We start from the raw sequence: 15,372 nt of genomic DNA, 5'->3' as shown, positions 1-15,372 counted from the left end.
AATAAAGAAGAAATTAGAAAATGGGGGTATAAAAATGAAAAAACTAAGAAAATCTTGTAGGTGGGTTGCAGCGTTTATTGCAATAATTTTAATTCTTGTTAACTGTAATACTAATACTTGGGCATTGGATTCTTATATGGTGAATGATACAAATTCATTTAAGAAAGTAGTTGAATTTGAATCTGCCAGGCATTTTTCTTTAGGTAGAGGTAATGCTATAAGAAAAGATCTTTTTAATGGGTATTCTGGAAATGGATTTGTATACCTTGTATCAGGTTGGGCAGATGTTAATTTTACTGTTCCTAGTGATGGAAATTATAAAATAACTATAGTTACTAATTCAGACCAATATAAAGAGAATTGGCTTTATTTAGATAAGGATCCAGCTGGTAAGCTTTGTACTAATGCAGGTAGTTGGAATAAAACTACTAATGAATACACTCTTTCAAAGGGACAGCATAAATTTGGAGTATCCAGTGATTGGGGATATGTAGCTCTAGATTATGTATTAATAGAAAAAGTTGATGATATAATGCAACCTACAGATCCTGTATCAAAAGGTGGGTTTAATGTAAAAGGCAATAAGCTATACGATGGAAAAGGAAATGAATTTGTAATGAGAGGTGTGAACATTGCACATGCATGGTATACTTCAGAGACAAAAACATCAATTGATGCTGTAGCAAGACTTGGAGCAAATACTGTAAGGGTAGTGTTAGCTGATGGAACACAATGGAATAAAACTACTGCTGAAGAAGTTAATAATATTATTTCTTGGTGCAGAGAAAAAGGATTAGTTTGTATCCTTGAAGTACATGATCATACAGGCTTTGACGATCCTCAAAGATTATATACAGCAGTTAATTATTGGATAGCCTTAAAGGATGTTTTAAATGCCAATAAAGATTATGTTATTGTAAATGTCGCTAATGAATGGCTTGGAACATGGAATAAAGGTGATGTTTGGACAAATACTTACTGCACAGCAATTAAAAAGATGAGAAGTGCAGGAATTGAAAATGCAATAATGGTTGACGCAGCAGGATATGGTCAAGAAACTTCTTCTCTTATATCAAACTGTACAGCAGTAAAAAATGCAGATGTGACTGGCAATATTATGTTCTCAATTCATATGTATTCAGTAGCAGGTGCCAATTCAACTGTAGTAAAGAGCAATATAGACAGAATGCTTGAAAAAGGCGTTTGTACAGTTATTGGTGAATTTGGTGATTACCAAAATGGTGGAGATGTAGATGAGGCAACAATAGTAAATTATAGTGATGAAAAGAAAGTTGGAACAGTAGCTTGGTCATGGAAAGGGAATGGAGGACAAGATGTAACTCTTGATTTATCAAATGACTGGGAAGGAAACAACTTAACTAGTTGGGGCAAATATGTATTCTTTAGTGAACATGGAATTCAAAAGACATCAAAATTAGCATATTAAAATTAAAAACATAATTATTTAATAGGATATGGTAGGTTTTCTTTAAAACCTAGCCATATCCTTTATAGATTATGCTATTACTAGTACCTGCCCAACATAAATGACGTCAGGATCAGGAATATTATTGATTCTAGCAAGTTCTTGATAGGTTGTGCCAAACATTTCAGCAATTTCACTAAGGGTATCTCCGTCACGCACAATATAGGTTCCATTAAAATAAATTAATAGAACTTGGCCATCGTAAATAAGATCAGGATTAGGAATATTATTAATTGCAGCTAATTCTTGATAGGTTGTACCAAAACTATAGGCAATCTCGCTAAGAGTGTCACCTTCCTTTACAGTATAATAGAATTTAGTAGTGCAAGAATAACCTGTATATTCATTTATATTAGAAAAATTAGTTAAAAATGGCTCGCCAGGTTGTTTCTCTATATGACCAGAGCTGTAAGGATTACCAGCTAGTGTGATATATACCTTGTTTTTATTATAATATCTTCCTATAGCATTTGTTATTGAAAGTAAGCTTAATAACTCATAGCTAGATCCAGCATTTAAGTCGCTAACAAAGTTAGCTGAAAAATCTACATGAACCATATCATCAGTTGCATTATAGTAAAGATAATTGATAGTTGTATTAGGGCCTATGCAAGGAGCAAAGCAGTTAGGTGGATTTTTAAATTCATTTTGAAATTTTACCTTAGTTAAATCATTAGTGAAGAAATTAATATTTTTATCCACATACCAAGCATTAGTAGTATTATTATCAGGATAGAAAAACCTTATTGTTTGAGTTAAAGGAGTAGAGTTTCTAATTTCTTTTAATGAAGAAGAAACTAGAAAAGTATTATTAGAATAGAAGTTAGTTTTAATTAATCCAATTCCTTCTACATAATAATCTATAGTTTTGTTTTGTCCATTAATAGTAGTAATTTCTATAGCAGAAGGAATGTTTATATAAGGAGTTTGAATTGATATATTAATGTGAGTTATAGTCCTTATACCTCCATCAGGTAATGTCCAGGTATTGCCAACTGATATTGGATTTAATATAATATATTCATTTTTATTAGGAGTTTTATTTAAAAAGTTTTCACGGTAATAAGTCTCACCTTGTGAGAAAACTAATTTAACCCCTTCAGTGGTATATTCATATACTCTTACTATTTCAGTTCCACCATTGTTTGTTCTAAGTTGCTCTTTATTATTAGTAGTGTAATCAGTAAAGTTAGTAAAACTTGCAAATTCATTTCCAAGACCTTCGTAGATATATTCTGAGTTTGAAGTTATTGGGAAATAATCTTGAGCTAAAGACAATTAGATCACCTCATAATTTTTTTATTTTACTATAATAATATTGTGTAATATATTATATGATTGAAGAAGTGCAGTTGACGCATTAAAATTTTATAAGTTTTTATTGACTGATACCTTAGGGGATAGATTAACATATAAAGTGGAGGTGAGTGCATGCTAATAAATGAAGTCTCAAAATTAACTGAATTAACAAAGAAAGCTATTTCTTATTATGAGAAAAAAGGGTTAATAAAACCCAAAAAGAGTAGTAATGGATATAGAGAATATTCAGATGAGGATATAGCATTATTAAATGAAATTTCTTTATATAGAAAGCTAGATATATCAATTAAGGATATTAAGAAAATAGTTAACAGTAAAGATAAGGAGAAAGAAGTTAGTAAACTTATAAAAGAGAAACATGAGAAAGAGATAGAATTAAAGATACAAGAGAAATACTTGGAGAAAATAATAAGTGATAATTTTTCTATGAAATCTATAAAGGAATTAAATGAAGAAATTATAGAAGTTGAAAAAAATAATGGAAATTTTATAAGAAGAGAATTAGTTAGAGCATTTCCAAGTGGAATAGGAAAATACCTAGCATATCATTTTGCACCATACCTAAATGAGCCATTAGACACAGTAGAAAAATATAAAGCATGGGTTGAAATAGTTGAATTTTTAGATAATGTACCAGAAATAAAAATACCTAGAATTATTGAGTTTGGATATAAAGATATGAGTGATGAAATGTATAAGAGAATATCTGAGAGGACAAGAAATGAAATAAATAATATGCTAGAGGCTAAGGGTGAGGCTTTAGAAGAATATAAGAGAAAAATATTAGATAATATAGAAAAGCAAAATGATGAATCCCTAATAAAAATAATGAATCCAATTAATAATTTTAAAAAGCATCTTAATGAATTTTTTACGAGCAGTGGATATTATGACATTTTCATACCTAATATGAAGATACTAAGTTCAGAGTATAGAGAATATCATGAAAAAATTACAGAGTTAAATGAGCTTATGATGAAAGAGCTTGGTATTAAGTATGATGACAATATGAGGATAGTAAGAATTTAAAGATGTAGATTTTTAAATTAGTACCATATAATTAATGAAGCCAATGATTTGAAATCATTGGCTTAAAGTTATTTTTAAAGAAATGCTATTGATAAACATCTACAAGTAGGTATTTATCTTTATATTTTATCACATCAACAACGTTACCTTTCTTTAAAATCCAGTTGTTATCGGATATATCACCATAACCAGCAAGCCATGATTTACCTTCTTCTGTATACTGAATATCATAGGTAATATCAACAGTAAATTTATTACCGCTTTCTTTAATAAAGTGGGCATTAGTAATTCTATAGTCTGTAAATGTTGGTAATGGCTTTCTATTCAAGTTTTTATCTTTAACATTCTGCCAATCAGTTGATATTTTGTTTAGATGTTCTTCAAACAAGTTTTTAGCAATTTCTTCTTTTCTATCCTCACTAATATCTTCAACAGAGTATAGATCTCCTATTACGTTTTCTTTATCAGAATCTGATAATTTATCTAGAGATATTTTAGATAAGCTTTTTTCGCTACCTTTATTGTAAATATATATAGCAAAAAATAAATTTAGTAAAATGCTTAAAATCAAAGCTAAGATAGTAATCTTCCTTTTATTCATATAAAACTCCTTTATATAATGTAAAACTTCATTTATCTATATATTAATTTACACGTTGAGTTCAAAATTCCTTTTTTATTTCTATTTTTTTCAAAAGAAGAGGATGTTTGGGTGGAGATTGAAATTCATTTAATAATCATTAAAACAATGGCTTTAATATGCTACTAAAGTACGTTTTAACAAAAATATTATGAAAATAAAATTTATTCTAAAAATTGAAAAGAATCAGTTTAGAAACTAAAGTATGTGAAAAAAATGTCGAAAATAAAAGTGTTAATAATTATTGAATTAGTTAGACTAGCATAAAAAAATAAACTTACAAAAATATAATCTTTTAGAAGGAGAAAGATATGAAGAAATTATTTAAAGGTATAAAGAGAAAAAATAGAGTCATAAGTTTAAAGCAAGAATTTTTAAGTGTATTTTTGCTAATAGGGATTATTCCATTAGCTATATTTACTTGCATATTTTTCATATTAATTAAGAATTCAATCTACACTAATCAAATAAATTCTATGAAGCAAATTTCTAGTATGGCAACTGAAAATATAGATAAATGGGGAGATAGTAATATATTATTAGTCGAAGAAATTTCTAGTTCACAAATAGTAGCTAGTAATAATTTGAAGGATATTCAAACAGAATTAAAATCTAAATTAGCACAGGATAGCAGCATAAAAAATATATTGTTTTCAGATAAAGAAGGTAATGTGCTTGTTGACGGATTAGGATCAAAAAACTTAAATATTAAAAAGGAACAATATTTTAGTGAAGTAATGAAAGGATATACATATATAAGTGATGTTTTAATTGAAAGCGATTCCGCAGATTCTTTTATTGTGTTTGCAGCGCCAGTGAAGAAAGATGGACAAGTAACGGGATGCATTATAAATCAAGTAAAAGCATCAAGTATGGATTCAATTATAGGCAATGTGTTTTTTGCAAAAAGTGGAACTGTATATACATTTAATAAAAAAGGAGATATTACATTCCATCCTGATAAAGAAAAAATAATGAAAGAAAACATTAATAATTATAATTCGAAAGAATTATCTAATTCAATTAAATATGCGTTAAATGGTAATATGAATAGCTCGAGTTTTAATGTAGAGGGACAAGAAGAGATTGGTGTTTATAACTATATTCCATCCTTAGGCTGGGGTTCAATTACTACAATACATACTAGTGAGCTATATGAAGGATTTACAGAAGTATTAAAGGTATCTATTCCACTTTTGGGAGTACTGATTTTAATCATTATAGCTATAGCTTGGAATCGTCAAAAGAGACTTGTAACTCCAATTGAAAAGTTAGCTAATTTAACTAAAAAAGTTGCAAATGGGGATTTAACAGTAACTTCAAATGTTTATGGTGCTAAAGAAATTATAGATATAGGTAATGACTTTAATGAAATGGTAAGTTCTTTAAAATCATTGACAAGTGACATATATGCTAAGAATGATTATTTGAAAAAAGCTTCAGATAATTTAAATAATATATCAACTTCAGTTGAAGAATCTAGTAAAGAAGTTTCAAGAGCTATGAATGAGATTGCAGGTGGCTCTGTGTCACAGGCAGAAAAAACTGGGGGAGTGCTAAGCAGTGTTATGGAGCTAGAAGACAAGATGGGTGAATTAAATGGTAAGATTATTCACATTAATAGCTGTTTGGATAATTCTAAAGTAGCTATATCTAACGGGGAAAATGGTGTAGATAATTTAAAACACAATACAGGTAATCAAAATTCATTAGTTCAAGATACTGTAAAAGAAGTAGAAGAATTAGAGAAATCAGTAGGAAATATAGATAATATTATAGAAGCTATTAGAAATGTATCAGATCAGACTAATTTATTGGCATTAAATGCGTCTATTGAAGCTGCAAAAGCAGGAGAAAGTGGACTAGGATTTGCAGTTGTAGCAGAAGAAATCGGAAAGCTAGCTAAAGAATCACATGATTCCACTGAACAAATTTCACTTATACTTAAGGACATAAGAAGTAAAGCAGATAATACTACAAAATTAATGAATTCCATGTCAGACAGTATGAAGTTACAGATATCAATAGTTGAAAAGACTGCAAGTATATTTTCTGAAATTGCTGTTGCAGATAATAATATCTCAGAAAATGTAGAATCCTTTAATAAATTAATCGAATATATAAATAAATTTGCAAGTGATTTATTAGGGGTTGTAGAAACTTTATCAAGTGTATCAGAGGAAAGTGCAGCTGTTACAGAAGAAGTTACTGCTTCGTCTGAAGATCAAATAGCTATGATAAAGAAGTTAAGAGAATCAAGTGAGGGAATAAACCAAATAGTAGATGAATTAGAAATTAATATAAAGAAATTTACTGTTTAATTTGAAAGAATCAATTATAGAAACAATAATAATATTTGGAGGATCAAATAATGAAAAAGAAATTATCAAGTGTGTTATTAGTAATATTTACTCTAATAATACTATCTGGATGTACTAACAAAGAAAAGAATACTGGAGTTGTACATATTTCTATATTGAATTCAAAACCAGAAATTCAAGTAGCATTAGAAGATGCAACAAAGGAATTTTCTAAAGAAAATCCTAATATAAAAATAAAGGTTGTTAAATACAATCGAAATGAAACATATTATAATAAATTAATGTCTATGTATTCATATGAAAATGCACCAACAATGACAATAGGGGATCCAACTCATATAAAAAATATTAAAAATAATCTTCTCGACTTATCATCGGAAGAGTGGGTAAAAGATGTTTCGGGGGGAATATCGAATATTGCAAAAAATGAGAGTGGTGAAGTTATAGGGTTTCCTTTTGCTACAGAGGGTGTAGGTTTTATATACAATAAAAAGGTAATAGAGGAAGCTGGGATTGATGTAAGTAGTATCAATACAATAAAATCTTTAGAAGAAGCATTTAAAAAGGTTGAAGCTATAGGTAAAAAAGGTGTGATAGTAACTAATGAAAAATGGTCATTAGGAGATCATTTTTTATCAACTGCTTATTCTGCTCAATCAAAAGATACTAATGATATTATTGAATATATTGAAAATGTTAAGAAAGGAACTCTAAATGTAAAAGATAATGCTAAATTAAATGGCCTTTTAGATACCTTTGATTTAATGAAAAAATATAATATATATAAGGATGAACCACTTACTCCATCATATGATAAATGTGCAGAAGTACTAGGAAAAGGTGATGTTGGATTTTGGTATATGGGAAATTGGGCATCTAAGTCAATATTAGATAGCAGTAAGGACAATAAAGATTATGGGTTTATTCCTGTACCAATAAGTAATGATAGCTCTGAGTATGGAAATAATGAAATTACATTAGGAGTAACAAAATATATAGTTGTTGATAAAAGTAACAGTTCAAAAGAACAACAAGATGCTGCAAAAAAGTTTTTAAATTGGGTAGTTTACACAAAAGAGGGACAAGAATTCGTGGTTAATAAATCAGGCATTATTTCTGCCTTTGCTAATAATGAAATTAAGCAAGCAGATCCATTGGCTAATGATATAATGAAATATAAAGAAAAGGAAAAAGCAATGGAACTTATGAATAGTTACTTACCAGAAAATAACTCAGAAAATGTTGGAGTTGCACTAAGGAAATATTTATCAAGTGAGATTGATAGAAATCAACTTTTAAATATTATTCAAGAATACTGGGAAAATCAAAAATAAAGGGAATGTAGCTAGATTTTTTAAAACAAATCTAGCTACATTCCTTCTTTTTAAAATCAATATTTAATTATTTTAATATCTTTGAACCCCAATTACCATACCATGCATATCCAAGTTGTCTTTCTACTTCGATTTGATTAACGTTATAGAATATCTGACTCTTACGATTTACAAATATAGGTTTGTTAGTTCCAATCTCGTAAAAACGAGCCCAGATAGGAGCTGCTTTAGGATCTTTTTGAAGCTTTAGACCAGTACTTGTCTTAGTCACTTTTGTTCCGGTAATTTTTACTGAATTAAACCAGCTTGTAGCAGCATTAATTGATGTAGCTATTTGTGGTGTACTTCTTCTAGTCTTTAAGAAGTTTACAATACCTACACTTTCAGAAGTAGAAAGAGAAGGAACTTCATAAGCTCTTGCAGATGCAGGCTGTAAAGTTTTTTCATCGTGTTGTTGTCCCCAAGCTGTTAGCTTTCCATTAACTTTAACTTGAGTTTTTAATATACAATCTACACCTTTGTTAACTGCGGCTTTACATCTATCAACTAAATTGTTGTCCACAAATGAAAAATCACCTTTTCTATTAGAAACATCATCTAAAAGAAACATTACATTAACCATTGCATCATCGTTGTATGTTATATGAGTGTGATAACCTGAGCTTTTATAAACTTGTGGCCATCCACCATTATCATATTGCATATTTAATAAGAAGTTAATTCCTTTTATTGCTGCATTAGAATAGGTACTATTTTTTGTCTTTTTATATTCAGCTGCTAATCTTCTTATTTCTGTGTAGGTAGCTTTGTTATCAATAGTCGATTTTCCCCATTCGCCACTTTTTTCATTATAATACTTTATCCAACCCCCATCTGGTTGTTGATTCTTTAAAATATCTGATATACTCGCTGTAGTACCAGTAGCATCTCCCTTTGCAAATGCTTTTTGAGAAGGTTGTAGCATGAATCCAGAAACAGCTAAAGCAACTGTACATGCTAATGTGAATGATATACGTTTTAATTTGGATTTTAACATAAGAACTCCCCCTTTAATTGTTAGTAATTTTTGAAGATTTCTTCAAAAATTAAATAATAAATTTAAACTTATTACAAAAATTATATTTTCTTAGATATGTAATATCAACAATATTTCGTGAAATATAGCAAAATTATACTTAAAGTGCAAAATGATTTAACTAAAGAACAAAATGTTTATATATGGATTTGACAACTTTATTTAACTATATTACAATATGTTTCATATTAGAATAAAGGGGGAAGATTCAATGAAAAAGATAAAATTTAATAGCTTAGTTGTGATGTCATTAGTGTTTTTTACATTATTAACTAGTGGTGTGACTACACAAGCTAAATCATCAGTATTAGTAAACCAATCTTATGATGTTACATCAAAAAATTACAATTATACTGGACAAGCACTAAACCAAAGTTGGGGTTTAGGAAAGTATCAAACAGAATATGTAAGTAATAATAAACCTTATGATTGGTATATTGATCAAGGAAATACAGGAGCATATTCAGATAGTAATTGTGGACCATCTAGTACTACAATGGCATTAAAATGGGTTAATGGTAATTTTAACAGAACTGCTGAAGATGCAAGAAATACTTATAGAAGTAGTGGTGGTTGGTGGTATACAGATGATGTAACTAACTATCTTAATCTATATAACAGTAGATATAGTGTAAAAGATTTGGGAAAAACAATTCCTCAAGGAGAAGTGGTTTTAAAGGATCAACTAAAACAAGGAAACATAGCAATTCTTTGTATTGATACATCTTATCTACCATATAATTCGTTATCAGAGCGAAGAGTAGGCAAATTCTATAGTTATTCAGGGGGACATTTTATAGTTGTTAAAGGTTATAGAGTAGTTGATGGTAAAACTTACTTTGAAGTTTATGATCCAAATAACTGGAATGAACACTATCGAGATGGACAAGAAAAAGGAAAAGACAGATATTATTTATCTAAAGATTTAATGAATGCAGAAATTAATTGGTGGAATTATGCAATTGTAGTTCAACCTCAAAATTCAAGATTAAGTAGTTCTTTAAATATGGTTAGGTCTTTAAAAAGAGATCAAGTTGATATTACTAAGATAAAATCTGCATATGGAAGATAATTAAACATAGAAAATTATAAAAGACTTAAAGTTAATGAGCTTTAAGTCTTTTATTTTTTTAGGCAAAATGTATGATTATATTAACCGTAATCCATAAGATTTATATACTACAAAGTTTATATAAATTTATTTAGCAAAAAGAATTTCCTGCATTTCATAAGCCAAATCTAAGCCTGCACCACTTTCTCCATATTGAAGCCACAGCTGAAAAGAAGTTAATACATATGAGGCATAATGGAAACAAATATATTCATTTGAAACATTAAATTTACTTTTAAATTTCTTATGTTCTAAATAATTTAAACATTCTTCTATTAAAAGATTTTTTAAGTCAGCATATAAATCAATAGTTTCAGCATGTACACTTAGTAATGCTTGTATAGTAGTTTTCCTATTTCCTAAATAATCGATTATGCCAGAGCACACATCAATAAAATCATGAGAATTTATTATATTAAATCTATTTTTAATATAAGGTTTTAATTCATCAAAAGTTTCATGAACCATTTTATTAAGCAGGTCATATTTATCAAAGTAATGATCATAAAAGGTTGAGCGACCAATTAAAGCTCTATCACAAATGTTTTGAACTGTAATATCTTTAAAGCTTTTTTCTAATAAAAGATTAGAAAAAGCATTTTTTATATTTTCATGTGTTTTTAGTACTCTTAAGTCTACTTTTTTACTCATATTATCCTCCATAAAAAGGGGTATTTTTAAAATTACACCATTAATTTTACTACATATGTTTAATAGATTGAACTTAAAAAATATTTAATAAGAACTAATATATATAGAAAGCGTAAGTTATCATACACTTTCTATATATATTGTAGGATAACTTACAATATATGAATATATGATTCTTTAAATGATAATATTTATCAATTATACTAATAGCATAAACATATATATGTTATAAAAAATATGAAGGAGTGGTTTATTATGTTTAAAGAATTTGTGGAAAATAGACAATTCAATTTTCAAATTAATCGTTTTTTAGGAGGATTTTATACTGATCCTGAAATTAAGAAAGATATTGATTCTGTATTACCAATCCTAACAGATACAGATGCTTGGTATAAGTCTTGGAGAAAACTAGGAGAGCAAAGTGAAGAGAAGGGGCAATTTGAATTAGCAGCTGCCTACTACGAAGCAGGGAATTTTTATTTGAGACAAAATGATCCAAATAAAAAATATATGTATAACAAGTTTAAAGAAAACTTCTATAAGTCTTATAAGGAATTACCATTAGAACATTTCCAGGTTCCTTATGAAAATTCATTTTTATCAGCTGTAGGTGTAAAATTTGAAAACTCAACTAAAACATTACTTATACATGGTGGATATGATTCCTGTTTGGAAGAAATAATTCCATGTCTAGCTTATTTTAAAGGATTAGGGTATGATATTATCGCTTTTGAAGGCCCAGGTCAAGGAGGAGCATTAATGAATGGTTTAAAGTTCATTCATAACTGGGAAAAACCAGTATCTGCTATTTTGGATTATTTCAATCTAGAAGAAGCCAGCATATTAGGCTGTTCCTGGGGAGGCTATTTTTGCTTGAGAGCTGCTGCATTTGAGAAGAGGATTAAAGAAGTAATTTGTTATGATATTTTTTATTGTGGAATGGATGTTATTAGTATGTCAAATAAGGAAATGAGAGACAAATTAGAAAAACTACTGGATAATAATGAAAAAGATAAAATAAATGAATTAATGTCAGCAAAGATGAAAGGAGATATTGATTTTAATTGGAAAATATGCAAGGGGATGGATAATACTGGTACAGAAACCCCATATGATTTTCTAAAAGCTATTAGATTGCATACAATGGCAGGCATAGAGAAGTTTGTAGATCAAGACTTATTGTTATTAGCTGGTGAGGAAGATCAGTATGTTCCAATAGAAACATTGGCTTTATTAGAAAATAATTTGGTAAATGCAAAATCTATAACAAAGAAAGTTTTTACTAAAGAAACAGGAGGGGAACAGCATTGCCAAGCAGGAAGAATGGACCTAGCTTTTGATGAGATTAAAAAATTTCTAACAAGATAAAATTGATTTTATAGAGTATTATTTTTAAATAAATTATACAATTAAAAATATAATCTTAATACACTAACTATCGGATACAAAAAGTCGAAAAAAGATGAAAAAACTGTATCTTCATGCTATAATATAACTCGATTGTATATTTATTTTTTGGGAGGGAAACAAATGAAAAGGGTAATTAGAATAGCATTAATATTTTTGCTGAGTATATCTATGTTAAATGGGCCATTTTTTAATGTGACAAAGGTATATGCTGAAAGTGATTATTTTGATGTTCGAGAGGGTGTATTAGTTGAATATATAGGATCTGGTGGTAATGTTGTAATTCCAGATACGGTTAAAGAAATTGCTTACTATGCCTTTAAAAATAATACGAGTATAACTAGTGTAACATTACCAAACAGTTTAGAAACTATTGGTACAGAAGTGTTTTCAGGGTGCACTAATCTAAATAATGTAATAATACCTGGAAATGTCAGAACTATTAGATCTAAGGCCTTTGCTGGCTGTAGCAGTTTAAGTAATATTACAATACCAAATACTGTTACTGAAATAGGGGGACAGGCATTTTCAGGAACACCTTGGCTTAATAATTTTTCAGGAGATTTTGTAGTCGTTGGAAATAAAATATTAATAAATTACAAGGGAGCGAACACAGATATTACAATACCAAATACTGTTTTAAGTATAGGTGAAGAAGCATTTATAGATAGTAGCATAACAAGTGCTATTGTACCAAATAGTGTAACAACTATAGGGAATGGTGCTTTTTCTAGATGTGGTAAATTAAGAAGTATCTCTTTGCCAAATACAATAACTAAGATAAATGATGGAGTATTTAAAGGTGCAGGGCTAACAAGTATAACTATTCCAAGTAGTGTAATAACTATAGGTGAAGAAGCATTCTGGGGTAATGGTTTTCTATCAAGTGTAAGCATACCAAGTAGTGTAACTTATATAGGTAGTAACAATTTTGATGGAACACCTTGGGAGAATCAGTATCCAAGTGATTTTATTGTTGTTGGAGATGGTATTTTATTATCATACAAAGGTGAAGGAGCTAATGTGACAATTCCAAGCAGTGTAAAAACAATTGGAGTTACTGCCTTTGGAGGTAAACCAATTACAAGTTTGACTATACCAAGTACTGTAAAAAGGATTGAAAAGTCTGCTTTAATATGTACTAATTTAACAAGTATAACTATTCCAGATAGTGTAACAAGTATTGGAGTGGATGCTTTTGGACAGAATCAAGAGCTTAAGAGTGTATATATACCTGATAGTGTTACAAGCCTCGGCGAGTTAGCATTTATAGAGTGCGGAAAATTAACTGATGTTAGGCTATCAAATAAATTAACCAATATTTCTGATGATGCATTTTATGGCTGTACTAGCCTTAAAAATGTTAATATTCCAAGCAGTGTTACTAAAATAGGAGCTCTTGCCTTTTATAAATGTAGTAGCTTAAACAATATATCACTGCCAAGTACATTAAAAAGTATAGGTGATTATGCCTTTTACGAAAATACTAGTTTAACTAATATATCTTTACCACAGGGCTTAACTTATATTGGAGGAAGTGCATTTTTTAACTGTAGTAGTTTAGCAAATGTAAGTATCCCTGAAGGGGTAGAAGAACTAGGAATTGGAGCTTTTGCAGGATGTAGCAGTTTTACAAGTGTAACTGTACCTGGAAGTGTTAAAGTTATTGCATCTTCTGTATTTGAAGATTGTACAAATTTAACTAGTGTAGTGCTTTCAGAAGGTGTAGGAGGCATTGGAGAAAGAGAATTTGAAGGTTGCACAAAATTAACAAGTATAAGTATTCCTAAGAGCGTGATTTCAATCTATGATCGTGCATTTTTTAACTGTAGTAGTCTAAAAAATATAGCTTTGCCTTATGTTGATACTTCATTATTTGGAGGTGGTGTATTCTATGGATGTCCTCCAGATTTTACGATTTATGGCAGCCAATACTCAGATTCTGAGTTTTATGCTAAAAGGTATAATATTAAGTATGTAGTTGTAAGTAATGATGTAGATGGTAACGGAAAAGTGGATTTAGTGGATTTAGCTATAGAAGCTAATGAGTATAATAAGCGTTTTGATAAAGCTAATCCAAGTAAGTTTGATTTAAATTATGATAGTATTATAGATTTATATGATCTTGTTAATGTTTCTAAGGATATAAAATTGGAAGCGATGTAAGTATTGTGGCAGATCACTGATTTTATCAGTGGTCTGTTTTTATATAAGCTTGTGATTTTTTTGCAATATTCTTATATGGTAATATTCTAATATTCTCGTATTCTTAAGAATATGCTGAAAAAATGCAGGTTTAGAGCTCTTAGGGTGGAAATATTAGTTATATCATTTTTGGGGAAGCCACAAATGACTTCCCCTATATGGAAAATTTATTCTAAATCAAATGAGAATTCAATTGTAGAACGTTCAATAATATCAATATTTTCAATATATATTTTATCAATTAGGATTTCAAAACTTTCGTCATAATAGCTTAATTCATCAAGGGTTTTATCAAACTCAATTTGCTCAGGTAATCTACCGACAGTTAAGTGAGGGCAATATGTTACTTTCTTAAATAAAAAACTCTCTAATATTCCACTGTATAATTTATCATGCAATTCAATTATATTGTCATTTCCCTTCTTTACATTAAGAAACAAATATCCATCTCTAAAGTCCCCTGTAAAATCCTTTAATTGAACATTGAACTTTTTTATTCCTTTTAACACTTTATTAAAATGGGATTTCAAATCATTTGTTGATATATCACTATCAAATGGAAAAACAATAGTTATATGTGGGTCAATGCAGTTTGCAAGTGGGTCATACTTTTCTCTTATACTCTTAATAATATTAATGTTATGGAAATTTGGAAATAAAATTACTGCCCTTTTCAAAAAAATCACTCCTAACAAAATCATATACATAATTATACCATTTAAGAATCTTTTGTGAAGAAAGTTATAATATGTATTGATAAATTTGACAACATACTATATAATACTACCAAATA

General features: G+C 28.9%; 12 protein-coding genes. 7 read left to right on the top strand and 5 right to left on the bottom strand.

Annotated features, from left to right (window positions below):
* The first annotated feature begins 34 nt into the window (after nt 1-34).
* On the top strand, nt 35-1,447 hold the full coding sequence (locus H9661_RS12880) for a cellulase family glycosylhydrolase (RefSeq protein ID WP_191769196.1): 1,413 nt from the start codon (nt 35-37) through the stop codon (nt 1,445-1,447).
* 69 nt (nt 1,448-1,516) lie between these two features.
* Here H9661_RS12880 and H9661_RS19675 read toward each other — a convergent pair whose 3' ends face one another.
* Nucleotides 1,517-2,764 carry a LysM peptidoglycan-binding domain-containing protein gene (locus tag H9661_RS19675; protein ID WP_243240431.1) on the bottom strand — a complete coding sequence of 416 codons (1,248 nt, stop codon included), beginning with the start codon at nt 2,762-2,764 and terminating at the stop codon, nt 1,517-1,519.
* A gap of 153 nt (nt 2,765-2,917) precedes the next feature.
* Between H9661_RS19675 and H9661_RS12870 the strand changes: the two genes are divergently transcribed.
* On the top strand, nt 2,918-3,835 hold the full coding sequence (locus H9661_RS12870; RefSeq protein ID WP_191769194.1) for a MerR family transcriptional regulator: 918 nt from the start codon (nt 2,918-2,920) through the stop codon (nt 3,833-3,835).
* A gap of 85 nt (nt 3,836-3,920) precedes the next feature.
* Here H9661_RS12870 and H9661_RS12865 read toward each other — a convergent pair whose 3' ends face one another.
* On the bottom strand, nt 3,921-4,436 hold the full coding sequence (locus tag H9661_RS12865) for a hypothetical protein (protein WP_191769191.1): 516 nt from the start codon (nt 4,434-4,436) through the stop codon (nt 3,921-3,923).
* A 350-nt stretch (nt 4,437-4,786) separates the two neighbouring features.
* On the opposite strand from H9661_RS12865, the gene H9661_RS12860 reads away from it, so the two are divergent.
* The gene (locus tag H9661_RS12860) at nt 4,787-6,796 is read left to right on the top strand and encodes a methyl-accepting chemotaxis protein (RefSeq protein ID WP_143316516.1); all 2,010 of its coding nucleotides are present in this window, start codon (nt 4,787-4,789) and stop codon (nt 6,794-6,796) included.
* A 50-nt stretch (nt 6,797-6,846) separates the two neighbouring features.
* The gene (locus tag H9661_RS12855; RefSeq protein ID WP_143316515.1) at nt 6,847-8,130 is read left to right on the top strand and encodes an ABC transporter substrate-binding protein; all 1,284 of its coding nucleotides are present in this window, start codon (nt 6,847-6,849) and stop codon (nt 8,128-8,130) included.
* A 67-nt stretch (nt 8,131-8,197) separates the two neighbouring features.
* Here the strand turns inward: H9661_RS12855 and pelA are convergent, their stop codons facing one another.
* Nucleotides 8,198-9,166, bottom strand: coding sequence for a pectate lyase (gene pelA / locus H9661_RS12850; RefSeq protein WP_143316514.1), 969 nt, complete (start codon nt 9,164-9,166; stop codon nt 8,198-8,200).
* 250 nt (nt 9,167-9,416) lie between these two features.
* On the opposite strand from pelA, the gene H9661_RS12845 reads away from it, so the two are divergent.
* Nucleotides 9,417-10,277 carry a C39 family peptidase gene (locus H9661_RS12845; protein ID WP_143316513.1) on the top strand — a complete coding sequence of 287 codons (861 nt, stop codon included), beginning with the start codon at nt 9,417-9,419 and terminating at the stop codon, nt 10,275-10,277.
* Nucleotides 10,278-10,403: 126 nt separating this feature from the next.
* Here the strand turns inward: H9661_RS12845 and H9661_RS12840 are convergent, their stop codons facing one another.
* Nucleotides 10,404-10,967, bottom strand: a complete 564-nt coding sequence (locus H9661_RS12840; protein ID WP_191769189.1) for a TetR/AcrR family transcriptional regulator — start codon at nt 10,965-10,967, stop codon at nt 10,404-10,406.
* A gap of 255 nt (nt 10,968-11,222) precedes the next feature.
* Between H9661_RS12840 and H9661_RS12835 the strand changes: the two genes are divergently transcribed.
* Together H9661_RS12835 and H9661_RS12830 are read left to right on the top strand one after the other, a co-directional pair.
* On the top strand, nt 11,223-12,335 hold the full coding sequence (locus H9661_RS12835) for an alpha/beta fold hydrolase (protein WP_191769187.1): 1,113 nt from the start codon (nt 11,223-11,225) through the stop codon (nt 12,333-12,335).
* 162 nt (nt 12,336-12,497) lie between these two features.
* Nucleotides 12,498-14,540, top strand: coding sequence for a leucine-rich repeat protein (locus tag H9661_RS12830; protein ID WP_143316511.1), 2,043 nt, complete (start codon nt 12,498-12,500; stop codon nt 14,538-14,540).
* A gap of 206 nt (nt 14,541-14,746) precedes the next feature.
* Here H9661_RS12830 and H9661_RS12825 read toward each other — a convergent pair whose 3' ends face one another.
* Nucleotides 14,747-15,265, bottom strand: a complete 519-nt coding sequence (locus tag H9661_RS12825; protein WP_341480427.1) for a 2'-5' RNA ligase family protein — start codon at nt 15,263-15,265, stop codon at nt 14,747-14,749.
* Nucleotides 15,266-15,372: the final 107 nt, after the last annotated feature.

The sequence above is a fragment of the Clostridium cibarium genome (genome assembly GCF_014836335.1).
GTDB classification, from domain to species: Bacteria; Bacillota; Clostridia; order Clostridiales; family Clostridiaceae; genus Clostridium; species Clostridium cibarium.
This window is presented reverse-complemented; position numbering and strand designations above follow the sequence as displayed.

Excerpts from the sequence above, each read along its gene's own strand:
- H9661_RS12840 (WP_191769189.1), bottom strand. The coding sequence starts at position 10,967 with ATGAGTAAAAAAGTAGACTTAAGAGTACTAAAAACACATGAAAATATA.
- H9661_RS12860 (WP_143316516.1), top strand. The coding sequence starts at position 4,787 with ATGAAGAAATTATTTAAAGGTATAAAGAGAAAAAATAGAGTCATAAGT.
- H9661_RS12845 (WP_143316513.1), top strand. The coding sequence starts at position 9,417 with ATGAAAAAGATAAAATTTAATAGCTTAGTTGTGATGTCATTAGTGTTT.
- H9661_RS12865 (WP_191769191.1), bottom strand. The coding sequence starts at position 4,436 with ATGAATAAAAGGAAGATTACTATCTTAGCTTTGATTTTAAGCATTTTA.
- pelA (WP_143316514.1), bottom strand. The coding sequence starts at position 9,166 with ATGTTAAAATCCAAATTAAAACGTATATCATTCACATTAGCATGTACA.
- H9661_RS12830 (WP_143316511.1), top strand. The coding sequence starts at position 12,498 with ATGAAAAGGGTAATTAGAATAGCATTAATATTTTTGCTGAGTATATCT.
- H9661_RS12870 (WP_191769194.1), top strand. The coding sequence starts at position 2,918 with ATGCTAATAAATGAAGTCTCAAAATTAACTGAATTAACAAAGAAAGCT.
- H9661_RS12835 (WP_191769187.1), top strand. The coding sequence starts at position 11,223 with ATGTTTAAAGAATTTGTGGAAAATAGACAATTCAATTTTCAAATTAAT.
- H9661_RS12855 (WP_143316515.1), top strand. The coding sequence starts at position 6,847 with ATGAAAAAGAAATTATCAAGTGTGTTATTAGTAATATTTACTCTAATA.
- H9661_RS12880 (WP_191769196.1), top strand. The coding sequence starts at position 35 with ATGAAAAAACTAAGAAAATCTTGTAGGTGGGTTGCAGCGTTTATTGCA.